The following is a 24008-nucleotide window of genomic DNA, read 5'->3' as shown; positions in this document are numbered from 1 at the left end:
GATCGAGAACCCTACGCTTCGCTGTTCTTGCCGAGCCAGGTCTCGACCCGGCGCAGGGCCTCCTGATAGTCGGGCTGACTGCTCATCGCGGCGGCCAGGCGCAGGTGCGGCAGCGCCTCACGGAATCGGCCGGCCCTCTCCAGGGTCCGGCCGAGCACGTGATGCGCGTAATGATCCGAGGGATCATGTTCGATCAGTGCTCGGAGCTGCGTTTCCGCGCCGTTGAGCTGGGCCGAGTTGAAGTAGGCCCGGGCCAGGAGCTGGCGGACCGCGGTGTTGTGCGGCTCGGCCTCGACTATCGGTTCGAGCAGGCGGGCGGCACCGAGCGGGTCGCCGGACTCGAAGAAGAAGGTGGCCCTGCGGTACTCCTCGAGAAGATCCACGTGCTCACTCCCCACGCTCGCGTCGCCGATCTCAACGCTCGCACAACATCCGGCGTACAGCGAGTGTTCCGCCGGCCGAGTTACGGGTCAGCGCTTGAGCAGCAGCAGCGCGAGACCGCCGGTGAGCAGGTAGCCGCCGATCGCGGCGAGCAGCATCGGACTGGTCCCGCCGCCGGGCAGTTCGGGCGCGCCGATCGTCTCCGGCGCCCTGGGGTCGGCGTGCGCGGCCTCGGTGGTGGCCGGGAGCAGGGAGAGCAGCAGGAAGGCGAACGCGGAGAGCACCGCCACCAGCCTCGGTCCGCTTCTCATCCACCCATTATGAGTGTTATGTCTGTTTCATCCGGGATGCCACACCGGCGAATGCCTCAGGGGTACGAGGCGACTTGCCGAACACCATGACAGCACTGCACAGCTGCTACACAGGAAACGGAAAGCCGGCGCAGAGCGTCGCCCACGACAGTTGGGGCATGACGATGGCGAACGCAGACTCCAGCACCGAACTCCGGCGCCCGGACGGGACCCCGGTTCGCGTGCTCGTGGTGGACGACGAGCCGACCCTGGCCGAGCTCCTGTCGATGGCACTGCGCTACGAGGGCTGGGAGGTCCGCAGCGCGGGCGACGGGATGACCGCGGTGCGCACCGCACGCGACTTCCGGCCCGACGCCGTCGTCCTGGACATGATGCTGCCCGACATCGACGGCCTCGAGGTGCTGCGCCGGCTGCGCGGCGAGACGCCCGAGGTCCCGGTGCTCTTCCTCACCGCCAAGGACTCCGTCGAGGACCGGATCACCGGGCTCACCGCCGGCGGCGACGACTACGTGACCAAGCCGTTCAGCCTGGAAGAGGTGGTGGCCCGGCTGCGCGGGCTGATGCGGCGGATGGGGCACGCGCCGATGCGTAGCGAATCGCAGCTGGTCGTCGGTGACCTGACGCTGGACGAGGACTCGCACGAGGTGCGCCGGGCCGGTGAGCTGATCACGCTGACCGCCACCGAGTTCGAGCTGCTGCGCTACCTGATGCGCAACCCGCGCCGGGTGCTGAGCAAGCCGCAGATCCTGGACCGGGTGTGGAACTACGACTTCGGCGGGCAGGCGAACGTCGTGGAGCTCTACATCTCGTACCTGCGGAAGAAGATCGACGCCGGCCGGGCACCGATGATCCACACGATGCGTGGCGCCGGCTATGTCCTCAAGCCCGCAGACTGACGGTCGCCCCGCCCGCTGGCGCAGCCCGGCGGGCTGGTCCCTGCGAGCCCGGCTGGTCGCCATCATGATCGCCCTGCTGTCGGTGCTGGGCCTGGTCGTCGGCAGCACCGCCGAGATCTACCTCTACAAGTCCCTGCACCGGCAGATCGACGTCGAGCTCGACGACGTCTCCCGGCGCATCGGCTTCCGTCCCCTGCCGAGTGATGCCTCGGACTGGCCGAGCAAACCGGATCCGTCCGGTCAGAGCGGTGACGGCCTGCCCGGTGGCATCCCGGGCGACGCCATCGTGTTGAAGCAGAACGCGGACGGCTCGCTCGAAGGCGGCGTCGTCAAGTTCTCCGAGGCGTCGGACGATCTCGTCGAACTCACCGAGGCGCAGGACGCCATCGTGCTGAGCGAGGTGCCTGCAAACGGCGACAACATCGACGTGGACCTCGGCGGCGACCTTCCCTCCTACCGGATGACCAAGGTCGTCAAGAAGGACGGGACCGTCTTCTACGTCGGGATCTCCCTGGACCAGGTCAACTCGACGCTGGTCACGGTCGCCGCGTTCACCGGCTGTGTGATTGCCGGGTCGCTGCTGATCGCCGGCTGGGGCGGGGCGCTCATCGTCCGCCGTACGCTCAAGCCTCTCGATCGTGTCGCTGCCACCGCGACCCGCGTCTCCGAGCTCAAGCTCGACGCCGGCGAGGTGCGACTCGCGCAGCGAGTCCCCGAAGCCGACACCGACCCGCGCACCGAGGTCGGCCAGGTCGGCGCCGCGCTGAACCGCATGCTCGACCACGTCGGCAACGCCCTGGAGGCCCGGCACGCCAGCGAGACGCAGGTACGCCAGTTCGTCGCCGACGCCAGCCACGAGCTGCGCACCCCACTCGCCGCGATCCGCGGATACGCCGAGCTGAGCCGCCGCAGCCGGCAGGCCGTCCCGGACGAGATCGCGCACGTGCTGACCCGGGTCGAGTCCGAGGCGAAACGGATGACCGCCCTGGTCGAGGACCTGCTGCTGCTCGCCCGCCTGGACGCCGGCCGGCCGCTCGCGCAGGACCCGGTCGACCTGACCATGCTGGCCGTCGACGCGACCAGCGACGCGCACGCCGCCGGCCCGCGCCACTTCTGGCAGCTCGACCTGCCCGAGGAGCCGGTGTCGGTGGTCGGCGACGGCGCCCGGTTGCACCAGGTGCTGGCGAACCTGCTGGCGAACGCGCGCACCCACACGCCGGAGGGTTCGACGGTGACGGTCAAGGTCGGCTCCATGCCGGACGCCGCCGTGATCCAGGTGAGCGACGACGGTCCCGGCATCAACCCGGACCTGGTGCCGCGCATCTTCGAACGGTTCGCCCGCGGGGACAGCTCCCGCTCGCGCGCCGCCGGCAGCACCGGCCTGGGGCTGTCGATCGTGCACGCCGTGGTGACCTCGCACGGCGGGAAGGTGGACGTGCAGAGCCGCCCCGGGCAGACCGTGTTCACCGTCATGCTCCCGCTCGTCCCAACTTTTGAACACAAGCCGCAGGAGTTGGAGACTGCGGCTTGAGAGCGGCTATGCTGGCGGGCGTGTCTCAGACGTGGTCGTTTTATTGGTTTACGAGGCCGGCTCGCGCCGGTGCCTCGGCCATGACCGCATGACCTGAGACACCCCCGCCAGAGCCGGCAAAGGCAGCGACGTCGTCGCTGCCTTTTTGTTTGCGACGAGCAAGCCGGCTCTCGCCCTCGGGCGCCGGCGAAGGAGAGAAAATCATGACTGCCCCCGAGGTTCAGCGCGTCCGCGACCAGCGCATCGAGAAGGTCGTCCCGCTGATGAGCCCGGCCCTGCTGCACCACGAGCTGCCGCTCACCGCGGAGCTTCACGACACCGTGGTGGAGGCCCGTAAGCAGGTCGAGGACGTGCTCAACGGCCGAGATCAGCGGCTGATCACGGTCGTCGGCCCGTGCTCGGTGCACGACGTCGCGGCCGCCGGCGAATACGCCTCTCTGCTGCGGGAGCAGGCCGAGCGGCTCAGCGACGACCTGCTGATCGTGATGCGGGTGTACTTCGAGAAGCCGCGCTCCACGGTCGGCTGGAAGGGTCTGATCATGGACCCGTCCCTGGACGGCACCGGTGACGTCGGCACCGGCCTGCGGGTGGCCCGCAAGCTGCTGCTCGAGGTGGTCGGCCGCGGGCTGCCGGTGGCGGTGGAGTTCCTCGACCCGATCACCCCGCAGTACATCGCGGACACCGTGGCGTGGGGTACGATCGGCGCCCGTACGGTCGAGTCGCAGGTGCACCGCCAGCTGGCCTCCGGTCTGTCGATGCCGATCGGCATGAAGAACCGCCCCGACGGCAGCGTCTCCACCGCGGTCGACGCGATCCAGGCCGCCGCGGCGCCGCACGTCTTCCCCGGCATCGACTACTCGGGCACCCCGGCGATCCTGCACACCGCCGGCAACCCGGACTGCCACCTGGTGCTGCGCGGTGGCGGCGGCAAGCCGAACTACAGCGCGGCCGACGTCGCCGCGTCGCTGGAGCTGCTGCGCCGGGCCGGTGAGCCGGAGCGGCTGGTCATCGACTGCTCGCACGGCAACAGCAACAAGGACCACCTGCGGCAGCCGATCGTCGCCGAGGACGTCGCCCAGCAGCTGGAGGCCGGCCAGCGCGGCATCAGCGGCGTGATGCTGGAGAGTTTCCTGCAGCCGGGACGCCAGAACCTGGGCGGTGCACTGGTGTACGGCCAGTCGGTGACCGACGCGTGCATGGGCTGGGACGCGACCGTCGGTGTGCTGGAGCGGCTGGCCGCGGCGTCGGCGAAGCGCCGCACGGTCTGACCTGCGCATCCGGGCGGTCCCGTTTCACAGGGGCCGCCCAGCAGGTCCACAAGGGCGCGACAGAGGCCGGGCCGAACGTTCAGGCATGACCTTGCTGTTGCCGGCGGCGCCCGCCGCGCCGCCCCGCTCGGACGCGCGCTGGGTCCGGCCCTCGCTCATCGTGCTCCTGCTGCTGACCGCCGTGCTCCACCTGTGGGGGCTGGGCGAGTCCGGCTGGGGCAACGCGTTCTACTCCGCCGCCGTGCAGGCCGGATCGGAGAGCTGGAAGGCTTTCTTCTACGGCTCGTCCGACGCGGCGAACGCCATCACCGTCGACAAGACACCCGCCTCACTGTGGATCATGGCGCTCTCGGTGCGGATCTTCGGGCTCAGCTCGTGGAGCATCCTGGTGCCCCAGGCGCTGCTCGGCGTCGCCACCACCGGGCTGCTCTTCGCCACCGTCCGCCGCTCGTTCGGTCCGGCCGCCGGCCTGCTCGCCGGTGCGGTCTCCGCGCTGACGCCCGTCGCCGTGCTGATGTTCCGTTTCAACAACCCGGACGCCCTGCTGGTCCTGCTGATGGTGGCCGGCGCCTACGCCACCCTGCGCGCCGTCGAGAGCGGCGGCACCCGGTGGATCGTGCTGGCCGGCGTGTTCGTCGGCTTCGGGTTCCTGACCAAGATGCTGCAGGCGCTGCTCGTGGTGCCGGCGTTCAGCCTCGCCTATCTGATGGCCGGCCCGCCGAAGCTGGGCAAACGCCTCTGGCAGCTGCTGCTCGCCCTGGTGGCGGTGGTCGTCTCGGCCGGCTGGTACATCGCGATCGTCGAGCTGGTGCCGGCCTCGATGCGGCCCTACATCGGCGGCTCGCAGAACAACAGCCTGCTGGAACTCACCCTCGGCTACAACGGTCTCGGCCGCCTCAACGGTGAGGAGACCGGCAGCGTCGGCGGCGGCACTAGCCGCTGGGGTACGGCCGGATGGTTCCGCCTCTTCGACAGCGCCCAGGGCGGTCAGATCTCCTGGCTGCTGCCGGCCGCACTGATCGTCCTCGCCGCCGGGCTGGTGATCACCGCGCGGCGGGTGCGGACCGACCGTCAGCGGGCCGGCCTGATCGTGTGGGGCGGCTGGCTGCTGATCACCGGGCTGGTCTTCAGCTTCATGCAGGGCATCTTCCACTCGTACTACACGGTTGCCCTGGCGCCGGCGGTCGGCGCGGTGGTCGCCATGGGCAGCGCGCTGCTCTGGCGGCACCGGAGCAACCTCGTCGCTGCGGCCACGCTGGCTGCGGCGATCGCGGTGACGGCCTGGTGGTCGTACACGCTGCTGGGCCGCAGCGCCGACTTCCTGCCCTGGCTGCGCCTGCCGGTCCTGGTGGCCGGTCTGATCGCCGCGGTCGCGGTGATCGCGACCTTCCGCCGGGCGCAGCGGTTGGCCCTGCTGGCGGCCGCGGTCGCGCTGGGCGCGTCCCTGGCCGGACCAGCGGCGTACGCGGTGCAGACGGCGTCGGAGCCGCACACCGGTTCCCTCCCGTCCGCGGGACCGTCGGTGTCCGGCGGTTCCGGGGCTGGGCCGGGCGGTCTCCCCCGGGCCGGAGGCGGTGGCCGGACCGGCGGCGGGTTCCCCGGAGGCGGCCGCGGCACCGCACCCGACGGCACCGCACCCGGCGGGAACGCGGCCGGCGGGAACCGCACCGGTGGTGGCGCCCGCGGTGGCGGCATGAACGGGCTGCTCAACGCCGCGGAGGTCAGCGACGAGATGAAGGCGCTGCTCGAAGCGGACGCCGATCAGTACACCTGGGTGGCCGCCGCGATCGGTTCGCAGAGCGCCTCCGGCTATCAGTTGGCCACCGAGAAACCGGTGATGGCGGTCGGCGGCTTCAACGGCACCGATCCGTCGCCCACGCCGGCCCAGTTCCAGGCATATGTCGCGGCCGGTGAAATCCACTACTTCATCGGGGGCGGGAGTTTCGCCCGCGGCGGCGGCAACGGTGGCAGCAATTACAGTTCGCAGATCAGTGAATGGGTGGCCGCCAATTTCACGGCGAAGACGGTCGGCAACACCACGATCTACGACCTCACCGCCCCGATCAGCACCACGTCCGGCGGCGCCACCGCCTGAGCGATTCGCATCCGGCCTCCGGCTCGCGCTCCCCGCGCGGCCGGAGGCCACAGTGGTGTGTGCCGGGGCCGGCGCCGGCCCTCGCTAGATCTTGATCGCGCAGCGTGGCCGCGGTAGCGCCGAAGGCGGGTTGTTCTCCTGGCCGTACCTTCCGATTCGAAGTCTCAGAGTGCGCACAGCAATGCCCTGATAAGCGCAAAGCCGGACCCCGGATTTTTGTCGCATGAGCCTTTCGACGCTGCCTTCGCACGATGCCGACCCGCGCCGCGTCAGCGCGCCGGTTCTCGATGTGGTGATTCCGGTCTACAACGAGGAGACCGATCTGGAACCGTGTGTGCGCCGCCTGCACGGTTATCTCACAGAGCATTTCCCCTTCCCTTTCCGGATCACGATCGCGGACAACGCCAGTGTCGATTCCACGCCGACCGTGGCGCGGCGGCTCACCGGCCGGTACGCGGAGGTGGCCGCCGTGCACCTGCCGGAGAAGGGCCGCGGGCGCGCCCTGAAGCATGTCTGGACGAGATCGGACGCGGCCGTCCTGGCTTACATGGACGTAGACCTGTCGACCGATCTGGGTGCGCTGCTCCCGTTGGTGGCTCCGCTGATCTCCGGGCACTCGGATCTGGCGATCGGGTCGCGGCTGGCTCGCGGTTCCCGGGTGGTACGGGGCGCGAAGCGGGAGTTGATCTCGCGCGGCTACAACCTGATCCTGCGTGGCACGCTGGCCGCCCGGTTCTCCGACGCGCAGTGCGGGTTCAAGGCGATCCGGTCGGACGTGGCGGCGCGGCTGCTGCCGATGGTGGAGGACACCGGCTGGTTCTTCGACACCGAGATGTTGATCCTCGCGGAACGCGCCGGCCTGCGCATTCACGAGGTGCCGGTGGACTGGGTGGACGATCCGGACAGCCGGGTCGACATCGTGGCGACGGCGATGGCCGACCTGCGGGGGATCGTCCGGGTCGGCCGGGCGTTGAGCACGGGGCGTCTGCCCCTCGCTGCACTGCGTGAGCAATGGGGACGGAACCCGGGCGGGCTGACCGGGCAGCTGATCCGGTTCGCCGGGGTGGGTGTCGCGAGCACGCTCGCCTATTTGGTGCTGTATGCCATGCTTCGCAGTGGTTTGGGGCCACAGGGTGCCAACCTCATCGCGTTGCTGGTCACGGCCGTCGCGAACACCGCGGCGAACCGCCGGTTCACGTTCGGGGTGCGCGGGAGCGGCGGGGCGTGGCGGCATCAGGCGCAGGGGCTGGTGGTGTTCGGGATCGGACTCGGCCTCACCAGTGGCTCACTCGCGGCGCTGCACGCGGTCACCGCGGCGCCCGCCCGGCCGGGCGAACTGGCCGTGCTGGTGCTCGCCAACCTGCTAGCCACCGCCGTCCGGTTTCTCATGTTGCGTGTCTGGGTCTTCCGCTCCTGATCGGATTCCGGCCGAATCGCGTCATCCAGTGGCGGCTCGCCCGTTGTACCCGTTGCGGGGACCGCCATCTCCCGCCCGGGACGGGCCGGGCGGGAAAAACGGCACACGCGGGCGTATCACAAATGCAATTCAGAGGTAACAATGGGCTCTGATCGGGATCGCTTCCTCTCGATCCATGCTTCACCGGCGCGGCGGACCGGAGGGTAGTGCATGCTCAGCAAAGAGGACAGCAGGCGACTGGCACAGCTCGAACGACAGCTCCAACGCGACGACCCCGACTTCTGTGCCCGGATGGGCGGCGGCAACTTCAGCGTCACCACGTCCGGACGTCCGCCCCTTCCTCTGTTCATCACCGCCGCCGTGATCGCCGTTGCCGCCGTCCTGCTCGGGCTGGCCGGCTGGTGGATCGCCGCGGCGGTGGTCGCGACCTGGGCGGCGATCACCGCCACCGCGGCCGGCTTCCGGATGCGAAAGGCCCGCAACCGGGCGCGACCCTGACGCTCCTCATCTCCAGGACGGTCCGACCGATCACTGAGTCGGCATCGTTCCCGTCCTGGAGGATTGAGTGGCAACCCTGTTGTACCGGCTGGGCCGGTTCTCGTTCCGGCAGCGCCGGCTGACCCTGGCGATGTGGGTCACCGTGCTCGCCCTGTTCGGGGTCGGGGCCGCCACCCTGTCCGGACCGACCAGCAACGCCTTCTCCATCCCCGGCACCGAGTCGTCGCGGGCCATGGAGGTGCTGGCGGAGAAGTTCGGCGGCGGATCGGACGCCGCCTCCGCCAAGGTCGTCTTCACCGCCACCGGTGACGCCAAGCTCACCGGCGCCGAGCAGAAGGCGGCCATCGAGGCCGCGGTCGCCGAGCTGGCCAGGGCCCCGCAGGTCGCGTCGGTGGCCGGCCCGTTCGAGGCGCAGACCGTCTCGCAGGACCAGCAGACCGGGTACGCGACGGTCACCTACGCGGTCGCCGCGACGGACGTGACCACCGAGGCCCGTGCGGCGCTGATGAACGCCGGTGCCGCCGCGAAGTCGGCCGGCCTGGGCGTCGAGCTCTCCGGCGAGGTCACCCGCGCCGCCGAGGGCAGCCACGCCGCCGAGGCGATCGGCATCGCGGTCGCCGCGTTCGTCCTGCTGATGACGTTCGGTTCGCTGGTCGCGGCCGGGCTGCCGCTGCTCACCGCGCTGATCGGCGTCGGCATCGGGATGCTCGGCATCCAGATCGCCACCGGCTTCTTCGACCTGTCGTCGTCGACCTCCGCGCTGGCCACCATGCTCGGCCTGGCGGTCGGCATCGACTACGCGCTGTTCGTGGTCTCCCGCTACCGCCACGAACTGGCCCAGGGCCACGACGGCGAGGAGGCCGCCGGCCGCGCGACCGGCACCGCGGGCTCCGCGGTCGTCTTCGCCGGCCTCACCGTGATCATCGCCCTGGCGGCGCTGTCGGTGACCGGCATCCCGTTCCTCACCGCGATGGGTCTCGCCGCGGCGGCCACCGTCGCGGTCGCCGTGGTGATCACGCTCAGCCTGGTCCCGGCCATCCTCGGTTTCGCCGGCCGGCGGATCCTGCCGCGCCTGCGCAAGGTCGACGTCGCCAAGGTGCCGTTCGGCGAGCGCTGGGCCCGCAACGTGCTGCGGCACCGCTGGGTCGCCCTGCTCGTCTCGCTCGGCCTGATCGGCGCGGTCGCGGTCCCGGCTCTGGACCTGCGGCTGGCGCTGCCCGACGACAGCACCGCGGCGGTCGACTCCACCCAGCGCAAGGCGTACGACCAGCTCGCCGAGGGCTTCGGCGCCGGTTTCAACGGGCCGCTCGTGCTGGTCGTCCCGGCCGCCGGCGCCGAGCAGGCGCAGCAGGCCGTCGGCAGAATGACCGACGTCGTCATGGTCACCCCGCCGACCGTCAACCCGGCCGGGGACACCGCGATGCTCACCGTCATCCCGGCCTCCGCCCCGACCAGCGAGGCGACCAAGGATCTGGTCCACGCCATCCGGGACGCGGCGATCCCCGGACTCGCGGTCACCGGCGCCACGGCCGTCAACATCGACATCTCGGAGAAGCTGACCTCGGCGCTGGTCCCCTACCTGGCGATCGTCGTCGGGCTGGCGTTCGTGCTGCTCATGCTGGTCTTCCGGAGCATCCTGGTGCCGATCAAGGCGACCGTCGGCTTCCTGCTCAGCGTCGCGGCCGCGTTCGGCGCCCTGGTGGCGGTCTTCCAGAACGGCCACCTGGCCGGCCTGATCGGCCTGGAGTCGACCGGCCCGATCGTCAGCATCATGCCGATCTTCCTGATCGGGATCCTGTTCGGCCTCGCCATGGACTACGAGGTCTTCCTGGTCACCCGGACCCGCGAGGACTTCGTGCACGGGGCGGCGCCGAACGACGCGATCATCAGCGGCATGCAGCACGGCGCCCGGGTGGTCACCGCCGCCGCGCTGATCATGATGAGCGTCTTCGCCGGGTTCATCCTGGCCGACGACACGATCATCAAGTCGCTCGGCTTCGCTCTGGCGTTCGGGGTGGCGGTGGACGCCTTCCTGGTCCGGATGACCATCGTCCCGGCCGTGATGTCGCTGCTCGGCCGCTCGGCCTGGTGGCTGCCGAACTGGCTGGACCGGATCCTGCCCAATGTGGACGTCGAGGGTGAGCAGCTCACCCGGCAGCTGGCGGCTGAGCCCTCGTACCGGGAGGAACTTCCCACCGCCGCGTGAAACAGTGAGGCCCCCGCCGGGATGGCGGGGGCCTCAGTGCTTACAACCGGTTACTTGACGATCTTCGCCGTGTGGACCTTGGCGGACGAGGTGTTGCCAACCTTGTCCTCAGCCCAGTAGGTGATCTTCAGAGTGCCCTTGTCGACACCGGTGAGCGGGAAGCTCCACACGCCCTTGGCGTCCGGAACCGCGGTGATCACCGCGGCCTTGGCGGTGGCGTCGCGCTCCGAGGCCGCCTTCGTCCACGTGCCGCCGGCGAAGTAGTACCACTTGCCGGACCGCTGCTGGACCGCCTTCGCCTCGACCGCGGTGACGCCGGTGCCCAGGTCGTAGGAGGTGCCGGTGACGGTCTGCCAGGACGACGCCCGGTCGTCCTGCCGCGGCTCGATCAGGCGGGCCTCCGGCTTGAAGACGTCCATCAGAACCGTGACCACGCCGGCCGTGACGGTCTTGCCGGCCCCGGCCGGGTTCACCGGCGTGACCTTGACCTGGAAGAACCCGGGCTTGGTGTACGCGTGCGCCACGCTCGCGTTGTCCGCCGACGCCGTCGTGGTGACGCCGTCACCCCAGTTCACCGTGAACTCGGTGGCACCGGTCAGCCCGGTGACGCCGAGCGTGGTGGTCTCGGTCTGCCAGATCAGCTTCGGGTCCAGGCTGAACTTGCCCGCCTGGGCCGCCACCACCACGGTCGACGAGCCCTGGAACTCCGCCGCGCCGCTGTTGCCCGCCGCGTCGGACAGGGTCACCGACACCGGGTAGCTGCCCGCCGCCGCGTAGGTGTGCGTCGCCGAGGTGGCGTCCGCGGCCAGGGTCTGCGGCGCGCTGCCGTCACCCCAGTTGACGACCCGGGTGCTCACGTCGTCGGCAATCGCCTTCTGGGTGAGCGTCACCGCCTGGCCGGGCCAGAGCGCCGCCGCGTTCAGGGCGTAGGTGCCCGTCGGCGGCGTGGTGTCCTCGACACCCGGAGTGCTTCGCGGCTTGGGGTCCGCGGTGACCGGCGAGTGCTCGGCGAAGTAGTTGACCAGCATGGTGAGGTCGTTGTCGCCGGTCGTCTTGCGGTCGGTGCCCTTGCCGAGGGTGGCGAAGTTGTCACCACCGGAGGCGAGGAACGAGTTCGACGTCACCCGGTACTTGCCGTTCGGGTCGAGGGTGACCCCGTTCAGCTTGAGCGACGACGCGATGATCTTCGAGCCACGCGGCTTGCTCACGTCGTAGGAGTAGGTCAGCCCCTTCGACGAGCCCAGGTGCAGCACCGGCCGGGAGGCCCCGTCCGGCTGCCACTGCTCCTCCAGCACCTGCTTGATTTGGGCGCCGGTGAGCGTCTGGGTCACCACGTCGTTCGAGAACGGCTGCACGGCGAAGGCGGCCGAGTAGGTGACCGTGCCGTCGGTGCCGTACTTGAGGTCCGCCCGCAGGCCGCCCGGGTTCATGAAGGCGATCTGCGCCCCACCACGGCCGGCGTCGCTGGTCTGGTCCAGCTGCACGTCGGCGATGAAGTTGCCCAGCACCGACTCGGCGCCCCGGTCCTCGTTGCCGGCGGCGTTGTACGCCCGCAGGACGTCCGCGGTGATCGAGCCGAGCTTCTGCTTGCCCAGCTCGGTGGCGGTCTCCTTGGCCTTCGCCACGATGCCGGCGACGGTCGTGTTCGGCGTGAAGCCGGTGACGTTGAGCAGCTCAGCGGTCGACTTGGTCACCGACTTGGTGGCCGGGTCGACGGTCAGCACCGACTTGCCCAGCTTCAGGCCGTAGTCGCCGGCCTGGATCACCGGACGGGTCTTGTCGGTGCCGGGGACCGGCACCTGGAACGCGTACGGCTGGTGGGTGTGACCGCTGAAGATCGCGTCGATCTCGGCGCTCACCCGGGTGAAGTCACCGAAGACCGGGTCCTTGCTCAGCGCCTCGGCAGAGGTGATGTTCTCGGTCGCCGCGCCCTCGTGGGCCAGCAGCACCAGCACGTCGGCCTCGCCGTTGGCGGCGTTGCCGTCGGAGAGCTGGGTCGCCAGCGCGTTGGTCTCGGCGATCGGGTCACGGAACTCCACGCCGGCGATGCCGTCCGGGCTGACCAGCGAGGCGGTCTGCTCGGTCACCACACCGATGTAGCCGACCTTGACGCCGCCCAGGGTCTGCACGTGGTAGCCGGGCAGCACCCGCTCGCCGTTCTTGTAGACGTTGGCGGCCAGATACGGGAAGTTCGCCCGGGTCTCGACGCGGCCCTGCAGGTCGGCCAGGCCCTTGTCGAACTCGTGGTTGCCGACCGCGGAGACGGCCAGGCCGCCCGCGTTCAGCACGTCGATCGTCGGGTTGTCGGCGTCGATCGCGGAGATGAACGTCGACGCGCCGATGTTGTCACCGGCCGAGATCCACGCGGTGTTCGGGTTGGCCGCACGCAGCTGGTCGACCATCCCGACGAGCTGGGCCGCGCCACCGTTGCCGGCGGTCGGCGACTCGAGCCGGCCGTGGAAGTCGTTGATGCTGAGCAGCTGCAGGTCGACCGGGCCGGCGGCGCCGGTCTCCAGGCCGACGACCACCGGGTCGTGGTCGCTGGAACGGTACGGGTGGTCGGCGTAGAACGGGCCGTAGCCGTCGTACTGGTAGGCGAACGACTCGACCGAGTTGATGTTCCAGATGTCCACGCCGGTGACCCGGTCGGCCAGCGCCGGAGTGGCGATCGCGTGGTCCAGCGAGCCGGTCTCGCCGCCGAAGACGTACGAGTACTGCCCCGGCTTGTGCAGGTTGCGGAAGCCCTTGCCGTAGAGAACCTGGAGCGGGTCCTCCTGGGAGTACGAGTTGAAGTCGCCCAGCAGGATCACGTTGTCGGTGCCGAGGCCCGCGACGAAGGTGGCGAGCGCGTTCGCCTGGCGTACCCGGTCGCCGTTGTAGGCGCCCTGGCCGTCACCGGTGTCGACGTTGTCGCCGGTCGGGGTCACCGAGGTGCTCTTCGACTTGAAGTGGTTCGCCACCACGGTGAAGTCGGTCGCGCCGGCGGTGAAGGTCTGCGCGATCGGCTCGCGGGCGTTGCCCCAGACCGTCTCGTCGTTGACCGACTTCGAGGCGCCCTTCGGGGTCACCGCGGCCGGCTTGTAGATGATCGCGCTGGTGATGAAGTCCTGCTCGGTCGCGGCCGGCAGCTCGGCCGGGGACCGGACGTAGTCCCAGGTGCCCGCGCCGTCGACCTCGTTGAGCGCGGCCACCAGAGTCTTCAGCGCCAGCTGCGGGTCGTTGTCCTCGAAGCGGACCGAGTTCTCGATCTCCATGAGGGCGATCACGTCGGCGTCCAGCGAGGTGATCGCCTTGACGATCTTCGCTTCCTGCTTCTCCTTGGCGGCCTCGTCGGTCGCGCCGCGCGCCTCGCCACCGAAGTGGACGAAGTAGTTCAGCACGTTGAAGCTCGCCACGCGGATGTCGCCGCCGACGTTCTCCGGCGCCGCCGTACGCGGGTTGCTGTCCTTGAAGGTGCTCAGCTGCCCGGTCGGGGACACCGGCTGCAGCCGCCACTCGCTGAAGCCGTAGCTCAGCACGCTCGGGGCGAACGTCTCCACCACATCGCCGACGCGGACCGGGTCGTCCTTGGTCAGGTACGCCGGGGCCAGGCCGGCCGTGGCGAGGTTCGTGGTGCGGGCGTCGTCGATCAGCACCCGGCCGGCCCGGTTGGCGGCCTTCTGCTGGTTCGCGGCGTCACTGCCGGGCCGGGCGACGTCGGTCGGGATCCGGGCCGGGGTGTCACCGGCGGCCAGGATGATCTCGCCGTACCGGTTGGTGTTGTAGACGTCCGACACCGAGTACGTGCCGAGCGGGGCGACCAGCATGCCCTCGGCCGACTCGCGGGCCGCGTCGTCCAGCGGCAGCGTCAGCGCGACCGGGGCGGGCAGCGGAGCGCCGGTGGCGCAGACCTGCACGTCGGACTTGGCGCCGATGGTGATCTGGGTCAGCGAGTTGAACTCGCTCACCGTGCCGGTCACCCGGACCCGGTCGCCGATGGCCACCGACGGGTGGTTCGCGGCGGTCGAGGTGAGGTAGACGAAGATGCCGTCGGACGCGGTGCCGGCGGCGACCGGGCGGTCCCCACCGCTGCCCGCGGTCTGCACGTAGATGCCGTTGTAACCACCGGTGCGGTGGTCGGCGGTCACCACGCCCTCGACGGTGACCTTGGAATCGGCCAGGCCGGTCGCCGAGCCGGTGCCCTGCACCTGGGCGATCGTGTGGGTCGCCTCGGTGGTGCAGCCGGTGCCCGGCTCCTCGGGCTCCTCCGGCTCCTCGGTCTTGGTGTTGACCGTGCCGAAGCTGTGGGCCGCCGGAGCCTGCCAGGTGCCGTCGATGCGCTGCAGCGACTGGCCGGCCGGAGTGGTGTCCGGCTCGGAGACGCCGATGTCGACGCCGGTGACGCCGGCCGCCGGGCCGTTGGTGGCGGCGAACGTGCCCTCGTACGTGAGGAACTCGGCCACCGTGCCGTCCGGCTTCACCAGCGCGACGCCGTCCGGCGCACCGTTCTGGATCCCGGTGAACGGCTGGACGACCACGCCGGCCGCCGGCACCGCTCCGCTGAGCGTGGAGGTGCCGTAGCTCTGCCCGTTGGACCCGTTGTAGTAGACGATCTGCCAGCCGGTCAGATCGAACCCGACGGGCGCCTCGATCTCGACGGACTCGCCGCTGTCGGCGCCGGTGTTGTCATAGTGCAGTTCGCTGATGATCGGCGTGTCCGTGGCCGCTACGGCCGGACCGGCGAGAGTGAGACCGAGCGCGGTGACCACAGCGGTCGCGCCCAGCGCACGGAACCCTGGACGGGAACCGAGTGCTGAGCGGGACCGCGCGGCCGAACCCACGCTGCGTATGTATGGACGCATCGAGGTAGGTCCTCCGTACGAAGTAGATCCGCCGGAGCGTAAGTATGCCGAATGACGATCGATTCTCGTTCAGGTAACGAAAAAGCATTCACCTGGTGAGCACAGTCCCCTTATTGTTCGTTTTTGTTCGGCTGCGGTGGCGACGTAGGTCACACCCGGTGTCCTGGTCGTGGCGCACGCGCGTCCGGCGAGCCGCCGGCTCGCCCGGCACGATCCGCCGCCGGGCGGCGCGCGATTCCGCCCTCGACTTCCCGGCATTCAATAAAACCGATGCAGTCTCCTCCGGCGCCAATCGTTGCACCGCTGCTCCGACATTCGGTCGCCCGCCTCCCCCATTTGGCGGAAGCCCTTCCTCGGAGTCCGAAAAGGATTGCCGTTTATCGGACATCGCGATAAAGGCGAGCGGCATCAATTCGGACCTTCCCGCATTGCGCGGCAGATCGGTCAGGCGTGTCGCCGCAGGCACGAGCTCGGGCATTGATCGAGCAATCGGAACCGTCCTAGCTGGTGAAATGCGCCATGGACCCAACGTGATCATGGTGCTACGGTCCAGCGCCGTAAGGGCACCCGAGCCCATCGTGGACTTACCGGTCCGCACCATTTCGATCCAATTTCATAAGCGCCGCCAAACAGCGCTGCAGGACCTTGGAGCATCATGTTTACCCGCCAGGCAGTTACCTTTCTGAATGTGGACCTCGACTCCGACAGGCGGGCACACTCCGTCGGCAACGGCGGAGTGGCGATTCTTCCGGTGACCGGTGTGGCCGCTATCGGCGGCGGCAACCTGATGGTCCAGTTGCTGGGTGTGGCGCTGATCGCCATCTTCGCCGGAATTCTCCTGTTCCGCTGGGGATCCTCCCGTAGCCGGGCCGTCATGCAGGCCGGAGTGAACCCCACCCGGCACCGCGCCTCTCGTGGATTCCGCCGCGGCTCAGGCTCATGACGGCGGATCGGTTTCTGCGCTACGCCGCCGCTGCGGCGGCCAGCGCGGTACCCGTCGGCTACCTGAAGTACGTCGGGCTCGGCGGCGCTGACAAGATCTTCTCGTTCGCCGTGCTGCTGTACCTGCTGGCGTTCACCTTCATGGCGCTGTTCCAGAGGCAGCCGCACCTGCCGCTGCCGGCCGGCCGGGTGATCGCAATCGTGCCGTTCTACAACGGCGACGCCCAGCTCCTGCACGACTCGATCCGGTCGCTGCTCAACGGCAGTGTCGTCCCGGACGTGATCCACGTGGTGGACGACGGGTCCGCCTCCGCGCCGCCGGTGTTCGACCACCCGCGAGTGGTGTGGCACCGCCAGGCCAACGCGGGCAAGCATCACGCGCAGGCCCGCGCCCTCCGCGCCGAACTCTCCGACGGTCTTCCGTTCGACTACGTGGTGACCGTCGACGACGACTCGGTCGTCGACCGCTACGCGGTGGAACGGTTGCTGCGCCGCATGTCGGACCCGCGGATCAACGGTGCGACCGGTGTCGTCTACGCCATCAACCGGGCGAAGAGCATCATCACCAAGGTCACCGACCTGCACTACGTGCACTCCTGCCTGATCGTGCGGCAGGGCCTGTCCGCCAAGGGCGACGTGTTCACCACCTCCGGCGCGCTCGCCGTCTACCGGGCCCAGGTGTGGCTCGACAACATCGACGAGTACCTGGAGCGCGGCAACGCGGACGACCGGCACCTGGCGCACATCTGCCAGCGCACCGGACTGACCGCGGCGGTTCCGGACGCCTTCGTCTACACCCACGCCCCCGACAATGCGCCCGACCTGTTCCGTCAGCGCATCCGCTGGGCCCGTGACTACTACCGGATGCTCGCCCTGGACCTGCGCTACCTGCAGGGCTGGTCGCTGTGGATGCGCGGCACCGACTTCGCGCTGATGTGCCTGGCCCCGGTGCTGGCGCTGACCGCGCTGATGGTGTTCCCGTTCGCCCAGTGGCGGGTGCCGGTCGCCGGTGTGGCCCTGTGGGTCTTCTTCCTCTACACCCAGACCTTCGCCTACGTGCTGGAGCGGCGCGGGGTGGCGCTGCGGCACCGCCTGTGGGCCTGGCTCGCCTACACGCCGGTCCTCTACTTTTTGCAGATCGCCCTGATCGGACCGGCGATGCTGGTCGCGCTGATCAACCTGCGGCACCCGTCGTGGCAGACCCGGAACGCCAAGGAATCCATCAAGGCCAAGATCGGCGGCGGTCGCTCGCGCTGGCTGGACCTTCTCCGTACGGTGGCGATCTTCCGCGTGGTGACCTTCCACGCGACCGGCTGGGGCTGGCTGTCGTACCTGTTCCCCAGCATGGGCATCATGTTCGGCCTTGCCGGCTCGCTCATGGCCAGGTCGCTGACGAAGGTCGGGGACCGGGCCGAGCTGGCCGTCTGGTCCCGCGTGAAGCGGCTCCTGCCGGCCGTGTGGCTGCTCGGCGCGCTACTCATCCCCACGATGCTGTTCATGGGCTGGGACGGTGACGACGCCCGGCCGTTCAACGAGGCCGCCGTCATCGCGTGGATCTTCCCGCTCTCCGACCCGCCCGGGAACGACTGGGCCGCCCCGATGACGGGTGTGCTGTGGTACATCCGTACCTATCTCTGGTTGGTCCTGCTCTCGCCGGCGTTGTGGGCCTCGTTCCGGCGGTGGCCGGTGGCCACCACCGTGCTGCCGCTCGGGCTGATCGCGGTGGCGCCGCTGGTGGCGCCGGTCTCCACCTGGGGATCGGACATCCTCACCTCGCTCGGCACCTACACGCCCTGCTGGGTGCTCGGCTTCTGGCATGCCACCGGCCGGCTCCGCTCGGCGCCGTTCCTGAAGATCCTCAGCTTCGCGGTGGTCTGCGCGGGCATCTCGTTCACGTGGACCCGGTTCTATCCGCCGGAGCAGGGATCGCTCCAGGAGAGCCCGCTCGGCCAGGCGCTGTGGTCGGCCGCGTTCATCCTGCTCCTGCTGCGCTACGAGCCGAAGCTCGACTGGCTGCGCAAGCTGAAGCCGCTGGACTGGCTGGTCTCGAAGATGAACAGCCGCGCCGTCACGATCTACCTCTGGCACCAGTTGGCGATCATCTCCACGGCGCCGCTGCTGGCCGCGTCGGGCGTCTTCGAGCACGGGCCGGTGGCGTCCTGGTCGCTGAAGATGGCGATGGTCTGGGCCGGCGTGATCCTGGCGTGCTTCCTGTTCGGCCGGGTCGAGGACCTGACCAGCCCGACGAAGCGGGACGCGCACGCGAGCGCGGATCTGGGACGGACGCATCCCGAGGTGGCCCACGCGATCACCCCGCGGCCGGAACCCGGCCAGACAGCGGTGATCCAGCTGGCGCCGCCGCGCGCGGCCGGTGCGGTGGCGCACGTGCAGACCCAGCGGATCCGTCGGCCCGGCTACCCGCCGGCTCACCCCGTCGCCCATCAGAGGCAACCGGGCCGGTCGCAGCCGGCCAGGACGATGGCGGGCGACCGCGGGTGGTGGACACCCTGACGTGCCGGTGAGGCCCTGCCCCGTGTGGAGCAGGGCCTCATCGCCCCCGCGTGAAGCGACATCGTATACGATTTCGCGCAGGCGGGCCGCGCATCCATGGCTTTGGATGGCATCCTCCCGCCATGATTTCTCGCTGGAAGTACACCGCCGCCGCCGCGGCAGCCCTCCTCTGCGTGACCCTCACGCCGACCGCCGCCAACGCCGACGACTACCGCTACGACGGCGAATGGCCTGATCAGGCCGGCTGCACCAACATCCGGACGCTGCGCGAACGCACCCTGCTCACCCCCGCCGGCAGCGGCCAGATCGGCCGGCTCGTCGCCCGCGTCCAACTCCGCTACAGCGCCACCTGCCGTACGGTCTGGGCGCGAGTCCTCTACTACGGCAACGAGGCGCCCCCGTGGGGGCGGGTGGAGCGCGTCAACGACGGCAAGGCCTACCTGTGCGACCACACCGGCTGGAGCGACGACCTCGGCGCCTACTACTGCCTGTCACCGATGCTCAACGACGCCAACATGAGGTCGTGGGTGTGGGGCGAGGCCATCATGGACCGCAAGAGGTATTCCGGCCAGACCGAAGCTGCTTGAGCCTGTTGGTGCAGGTGAATCGTGGTGCCCCCGGTAGGAATCGAACCTACGACACACGGTTTAGGAAACCGTTGCTCTATCCCCTGAGCTACGAGGGCGCGAAGGGCATGCTACCCGACTCACCATCGACCGGGGGTGACCACTGCCAGCCCGCAACGCCGGGTCTGTGACGAGGCTGATCTGCGCAGGCCCCGGCCGGCGGAAACCGCATCTCCGCAGGGCAGCCAAGGAGATCAGCCTGTCCTGATACGGCGCGATATCTCCTCGAGTGTTCTGCGCGCCTTTCTCGGCTCGTCAGCAAGGATGACCAATTCGCTCATGGCGAGCCGATACAACTCCGAGGCCTTGCGGCCCTCCGAGAAATGGGCGCAGTCCAGGTGCTCCTGGTAGACGACCTCGGAGTCCGCCAGCTGCAGGATGGAAAATGAGTCGCCCCTGAAGGCAAGGCCACCCGCACCTGGCATCAGCACCTGAATCTTGACGTTCGGGCGCTTGGAGGCCCAGATCAGAAAGTCGATTTGGTCCTGCATGACGCCACGATCGCCGAGCCCGTCGTCCAGGGCCGCATATTCGACGATCGCCCAGAGTTTGGGTGTCCCTCGCTGCAACAGCATCTGCTGCCGCCGCATGCGCACGTCGACCAGCCGGCACGCCTGCTCTTCGTCCCGATGGGCAGACCGGATCACCGCCTCCGCATACGGCCTGGACTGCAGCAGCCCGGGAACGAATCGTACTTCGTACGTCCAGATGTATTTCGCTGCCGACTCCAGGACCAGGTAGGAGCAGTACCATTCCGGGAGGTCGCTGCTGTAGGAATTCCACCACCGGGGTTCCCGCAGACGGTAGCTGCTCTCCAGGAAAGCAAGCCGGTCATTGTTGTCCGCTACCCCGTACAGGGTCAGGAGGCTGTCCAGATCGGACTACTTCTGGCCGACTCGCCCATTCTCCAGCCGGCTCACCTTTGACGCCGACGCTCCGATGTGCCGCGCTGCGGCCTCCTGGGTCAAGCCGCAGGACTCCCGCAGCGCACGAAGCTTCCGCCCGAGGATCTGGTAGGCGTCGCTCGGCCGCCCACTACTGTCCGGCGACGGCGTTGTGGATGGCACGTCATTCCCTCACGACGTCGGAATGAGAGACTGCGTTCAGCGCGCCACGCCCGAAGGGGCGGCTCGGGTCAGGTTGAGGCCCAGCCCAAGCGCGGTGTCGGTTTCTTCTTGTCAGGCACGCCGCGTATGGTGCCGAGGCTCCCGACGCAGGGCAAGGTCGATTGTCGGATCTTCTCGTCACCTAGGGCTTACGCCCGACACCGCAGTAGCCGTCCAAGGCGGAACGCACCGGACCAGGCCCCGGCCGCCAGTGCGGTATGGAAACCACACCGGGTTCCACCAGGTCAAGCCCGGTGAAATATCCGGTGATCTCCTCCGGGCTGCGCAGATGATAGGGATGACCGCTCTGATTGGCGATCCGCTGCCCCTCAATGATCGCCTTGCTGGTGTTGGTGCCATCGGAGACGGCAAGGAAGCTGCCAGAAGGCACCTCGTGGAGCAGATGATCGACGATGGAACGGGCCTGCGCATAGTCCGCGACATTGCCCAGGATGCCGAGCATGGTGATCCCGACAGGCTCGTCGAAGTTCAGGGTGCGGCCGGCCTCGGCCACGATCCTGGCCGGGTTCTCGACATCGGAGTCGACATAGTCGGTGGCGCCCTCGGGGCTACTGTCCAGAAGAGCTCGCGCGTGCGCGAGGACGAGCGGGTCGTTGTCGACGTAAACCACCTTTGAGGTGGGCGCCAGACGCTGCGCGACCTCGTGCGTATTGTTCGCGGTTGGCAAGCCGGTGCCGATGTCCAGGAACTGCCTGATCCCCGCCTCGACGAGATAGCCGACCGCGCGCACGAGGAACTTCCGCTGCTCCTGCGCGACCTCCACAATGGCCGGAAACGACTTTCGGACTTGATCGCCGACCATGCGATCGATTTCGAAGTTGTCCCGGCCGCCCAGAATGTAATTCCAGACTCGTGCACTGCTCGGCTTGGTCGTGTCGATGTTCGGCTTGGTCATCTACAACATCCTTCGCAGGAAGGCGAGACTGACATCGAACTGAAGAGGGATTCTACGGCCACCAGCTTCATGGGAACCAATCTGGTTGAGGGTCGGCGTCGGGCGACACTCGAACCCACCCACAACTGCGACCCTAGTCGCTTGCCCAGCTAGGCGCTAGCCCAGTGGCGGTGCCGTTTTCCAGGCCGGCAGTTTTCTTGATTCGCTCCAGAAAAGCTTGCCCTCCGTACCGAAATGTCAGTGGAAAGCGGCCCGGCAGTGCCGCAGGAAGGCGGCCAAGGCCGGGCTGCTGCGTTCCTGCCAGACCAGCGCGAGCAGCGCTGGGATCTCGATCCCATCGATCGGGATCGCCGTCAGCTCGGGGTAGGCGCCGGCCATCGATTCGCTGAGCACGGCGACGCCGAGGCCTCGCCGGGCGAGGCCGGCGACGGTGTCCGGCGAGGTCGCCACCAGGGCGACCGCCGGGCCGATGCCGAGCGCGGCGCGGGCCTGGTCGAGCACGTTGCGGATGCCGGTTCCCACCGGCAGCGAGATGATCGGGTACGCCGAGAGTGCGGTCACCGAGAGACGGCCACTATGGGCCAATTCGCTGTCGGACGGCGTCAGCGCCACCAGCCGCTCGCTGGCGATCACGTGAGTGGCCAGGTGTTCCGGTGGCTCGCCGGCCAGGCCGACCAGGGCCAGGTCGAGGCTGCCGGAGCGCACGCCGGCGACCAACTGGTCGGAGTTCGCCTCGACCAGCTCCAGCTCGATGTCGGGGTGCTCGCGGTGGAAGGCGGCGAGCGCGTCGAAGAGCGGCGCGACCTCGCATCCGATCACCATGCCGAGGGTGAGCCGACCGCGGATCAGGCCGTTCACGTCGTCGATCGCGTCGCGCAGGTCAGCGGTCGCATCGAGCGCCGCGCGGGCGTGGCGCAGGGCGGCCGAGCCGGCTTCGGTGAGCCGCGCGGTGCGCCCGGTCCGGTCGAACAGACGGGCGCCGAGCTCGTGCTCCAGCGCCTTGATCTGGGCGCTCACACCGGACTGGGTGATGTGCACTCGCTCGGCCGCGCGGGTGAAGTTGGCGGTCTCCGCGACCGCGACGAAGTACTCGAGCTGCCGCAGATCCATGACTGTCGATTGTAGTAGCCATGAGAACTATGCGTTGGACTTGTCATTCCCCTCACGGAAGGCTGGACGCATGACCGATCGAGAGAAGGCATTGCGACCCGAGGATCTGACCCGGCTGTTCGTCGAGCGCGCCAACGCCAAGGACGCCGAGGGGCTCGCCGAGCTCTACGAGGAGGAGGCGGTGATGGCCTTCCCACCGGGCAGCCAGACACGCGGGCGCAAGGCGATCCAGCAGCTCTGGGAGCAGTTGCTGCCCCAGATGCCGCAGTTCGAGCCGGAGCAGCCCCTGCCCACCCTGATGAGCGGCGACCTGGCACTGACCTCCACTCCGCCCAGGGACGGCTCGGGGGCACGTGCGCAGGTGGTGCGGCGTCAGCCCGACGGTTCCTGGCTGCGCGTGCTCGACCAGCCGGAGTTCGTCCGGCCGGATGTCCACTGAGGTCGGTTCCGGCCGTCCCGCGACGGGACGGCCGGAAACCCGTGTTCAGATCGCGAGTCGCTGACCTGCGTAAAGGCGGTGCGGGCTGGTCAGGATCCCGTCATTCGCCCGATAGAGGGCCTGCCACCCACCGCTCACGTCATAACGGTCGGCGATGCCCGCGAGGGTGTCCCCGGGGCGCACCACGTGCGTGCGAGACGCACTGTTCGTCACGCGTGGTGTGGCCTTGCGCTGGGTGGCCTTCGCGGTCGCGCTCGGCTTGTATGCGTTGCGCCTGCCGCAATGCGGCCAGGCACCGATTCCCTGCCCGCGGAGCACCCGCTCAGCGATCAGGATCTGTTCGGATTTGGTGGCCCGGTTGGCCGTGGTTGCGAACTTCGTGCCGCCGTAAGCACGCCACGTGCTGCGGCTGAACTGAAGGCCGCCGTAATAGCCGTTGCCGGTGTTGATGCGCCAATTGCCACCGGATTCGCATCGTGCGATGGCGTCCCAGTTCACGCTTGCAGCCTGGGCGGGCGCGGCAGGAGCGAGCAGTCCCACGGTGCCGGCGAGGCCGGCGGCGACCATGCCGAGTGCACGGTGGAACCGCTTGTTGATCTGAACCATGAGTTGTCCTCCACGCCTGCGAGGTCAGCTGTCGGGTTCGGGCAGAGGTGCCCGGCCGCCAGTGGCGGCTTCACCCCGAGGCGCCTGAGCGCCGAGGAACTTGTGGGTCCCCCGCTCCATGCCGTTGGGTTTCGATCCGTGGTCGGCGGCAGGACTCGGCGTTCCGGCCACGGAGTCCGCCATCGCGGACTGCCGACGGTGGTCACCGCCCGACGAGGCTGGCCATGCCTGAAAGCGGGACCGGTGACCTTGTTCCCACAAATTAGCCGCTTTGATCTTCCTTTGTGTGAATAACTCAGCAGATTTTC

The 24008-nt window shown here is 69.1% G+C and carries 19 protein-coding genes, 1 tRNA gene and 1 riboswitch; of the genes, 11 read left to right on the top strand and 9 right to left on the bottom strand.

Features of this window, described 5'->3' with window-relative positions; translation table 11 throughout:
• Positions 1–11: 11 nt before the first annotated feature.
• Both AB0F81_RS19115 and AB0F81_RS19110 read right to left on the bottom strand, forming a co-directional pair.
• The gene (locus AB0F81_RS19115; protein WP_360198937.1) at positions 12–383 is read right to left on the bottom strand and encodes a tetratricopeptide repeat protein; all 372 of its coding nucleotides are present in this window, start codon (positions 381–383) and stop codon (positions 12–14) included.
• An 87-nt stretch (positions 384–470) separates the two neighbouring features.
• Positions 471–692 carry a hypothetical protein gene (locus AB0F81_RS19110; protein ID WP_360198935.1) on the bottom strand — a complete coding sequence of 74 codons (222 nt, stop codon included), beginning with the start codon at positions 690–692 and terminating at the stop codon, positions 471–473.
• A gap of 158 nt (positions 693–850) precedes the next feature.
• On the opposite strand from AB0F81_RS19110, the gene AB0F81_RS19105 reads away from it, so the two are divergent.
• The 7 genes from AB0F81_RS19105 to AB0F81_RS19075 all read left to right on the top strand — a co-directional run bounded on the left by AB0F81_RS19105 (position 851) and on the right by AB0F81_RS19075 (position 10603).
• Positions 851–1588: a response regulator transcription factor gene (locus AB0F81_RS19105; RefSeq protein ID WP_360198933.1), complete on the top strand. Its 738-nt coding sequence runs from the start codon at positions 851–853 to the stop codon at positions 1586–1588.
• Positions 1566–3119: a HAMP domain-containing sensor histidine kinase gene (locus AB0F81_RS19100; protein ID WP_360198931.1), complete on the top strand. Its 1554-nt coding sequence runs from the start codon at positions 1566–1568 to the stop codon at positions 3117–3119. Before AB0F81_RS19105 ends, AB0F81_RS19100 begins: the two co-directional genes overlap by 23 nt.
• Before the next feature lie 203 nt (positions 3120–3322).
• Positions 3323–4387 (top strand): 3-deoxy-7-phosphoheptulonate synthase, encoded by a 1065-nt coding sequence (locus AB0F81_RS19095; protein WP_360198929.1) that lies wholly within the window; start codon positions 3323–3325, stop codon positions 4385–4387.
• A gap of 85 nt (positions 4388–4472) precedes the next feature.
• Entirely contained in the window at positions 4473–6482 is a 2010-nt protein-coding gene (locus tag AB0F81_RS19090; protein ID WP_360198927.1) for a glycosyltransferase family 39 protein, read from the top strand.
• A gap of 223 nt (positions 6483–6705) precedes the next feature.
• Complete coding sequence (locus tag AB0F81_RS19085; protein ID WP_360198925.1) at positions 6706–7899, top strand: bifunctional glycosyltransferase family 2/GtrA family protein; 1194 nt, start codon at positions 6706–6708, stop codon at positions 7897–7899.
• Between the two features lie 210 nt (positions 7900–8109).
• Positions 8110–8397 carry a DUF3040 domain-containing protein gene (locus tag AB0F81_RS19080; protein WP_360198923.1) on the top strand — a complete coding sequence of 96 codons (288 nt, stop codon included), beginning with the start codon at positions 8110–8112 and terminating at the stop codon, positions 8395–8397.
• 67 nt (positions 8398–8464) lie between these two features.
• Complete coding sequence (locus AB0F81_RS19075; protein ID WP_360198921.1) at positions 8465–10603, top strand: MMPL family transporter; 2139 nt, start codon at positions 8465–8467, stop codon at positions 10601–10603.
• 50 nt (positions 10604–10653) lie between these two features.
• On the opposite strand, the gene AB0F81_RS19070 is transcribed toward AB0F81_RS19075, so the two are convergent.
• Complete coding sequence (locus AB0F81_RS19070; protein WP_360198919.1) at positions 10654–15444, bottom strand: ExeM/NucH family extracellular endonuclease; 4791 nt, start codon at positions 15442–15444, stop codon at positions 10654–10656.
• Between the two features lie 655 nt (positions 15445–16099).
• On the opposite strand from AB0F81_RS19070, the gene AB0F81_RS19065 reads away from it, so the two are divergent.
• From AB0F81_RS19065 to AB0F81_RS19055, 3 genes are all read left to right on the top strand, one after another.
• Positions 16100–16387 carry a hypothetical protein gene (locus AB0F81_RS19065; RefSeq protein WP_360198917.1) on the top strand — a complete coding sequence of 96 codons (288 nt, stop codon included), beginning with the start codon at positions 16100–16102 and terminating at the stop codon, positions 16385–16387.
• Positions 16384–18897, top strand: coding sequence for an acyltransferase family protein (locus AB0F81_RS19060; protein ID WP_360198915.1), 2514 nt, complete (start codon positions 16384–16386; stop codon positions 18895–18897). Before AB0F81_RS19065 ends, AB0F81_RS19060 begins: the two co-directional genes overlap by 4 nt.
• Before the next feature lie 122 nt (positions 18898–19019).
• Positions 19020–19484: a DUF2690 domain-containing protein gene (locus tag AB0F81_RS19055; RefSeq protein WP_360198913.1), complete on the top strand. Its 465-nt coding sequence runs from the start codon at positions 19020–19022 to the stop codon at positions 19482–19484.
• 22 nt (positions 19485–19506) lie between these two features.
• On the opposite strand, the gene AB0F81_RS19050 is transcribed toward AB0F81_RS19055, so the two are convergent.
• The 5 genes from AB0F81_RS19050 to AB0F81_RS19030 form a co-directional block, all read right to left on the bottom strand.
• Positions 19507–19582: transfer RNA gene (locus AB0F81_RS19050), tRNA-Arg, on the bottom strand.
• A gap of 135 nt (positions 19583–19717) precedes the next feature.
• Positions 19718–20254: a DUF5753 domain-containing protein gene (locus AB0F81_RS19045; protein WP_360198984.1), complete on the bottom strand. Its 537-nt coding sequence runs from the start codon at positions 20252–20254 to the stop codon at positions 19718–19720.
• Positions 20255–20404: 150 nt separating this feature from the next.
• Positions 20405–20590 carry a helix-turn-helix transcriptional regulator gene (locus tag AB0F81_RS19040; protein ID WP_360198911.1) on the bottom strand — a complete coding sequence of 62 codons (186 nt, stop codon included), beginning with the start codon at positions 20588–20590 and terminating at the stop codon, positions 20405–20407.
• Between the two features lie 181 nt (positions 20591–20771).
• Positions 20772–21545, bottom strand: a complete 774-nt coding sequence (locus AB0F81_RS19035; RefSeq protein WP_360198909.1) for an SAM-dependent methyltransferase — start codon at positions 21543–21545, stop codon at positions 20772–20774.
• Positions 21546–21782: 237 nt separating this feature from the next.
• Positions 21783–22655 carry a LysR family transcriptional regulator gene (locus AB0F81_RS19030; RefSeq protein ID WP_360198907.1) on the bottom strand — a complete coding sequence of 291 codons (873 nt, stop codon included), beginning with the start codon at positions 22653–22655 and terminating at the stop codon, positions 21783–21785.
• 91 nt (positions 22656–22746) lie between these two features.
• Between AB0F81_RS19030 and AB0F81_RS19025 the strand changes: the two genes are divergently transcribed.
• Positions 22747–23094, top strand: a complete 348-nt coding sequence (locus AB0F81_RS19025; RefSeq protein ID WP_360198982.1) for a nuclear transport factor 2 family protein — start codon at positions 22747–22749, stop codon at positions 23092–23094.
• 45 nt (positions 23095–23139) lie between these two features.
• Here the strand turns inward: AB0F81_RS19025 and AB0F81_RS19020 are convergent, their stop codons facing one another.
• Positions 23140–23700 carry a transglycosylase family protein gene (locus AB0F81_RS19020; RefSeq protein ID WP_360198905.1) on the bottom strand — a complete coding sequence of 187 codons (561 nt, stop codon included), beginning with the start codon at positions 23698–23700 and terminating at the stop codon, positions 23140–23142.
• Positions 23699–23847: riboswitch (cyclic di-AMP (ydaO/yuaA leader) on the bottom strand. It overlaps the preceding gene by 2 nt.
• Positions 23848–24008 lie beyond the last annotated feature (161 nt).

The organism is Actinoplanes sp. NPDC024001, from assembly GCF_040638955.1.
Classification (GTDB): Bacteria; Actinomycetota; Actinomycetes; order Mycobacteriales; family Micromonosporaceae; genus Actinoplanes.
This window is presented reverse-complemented; position numbering and strand designations above follow the sequence as displayed.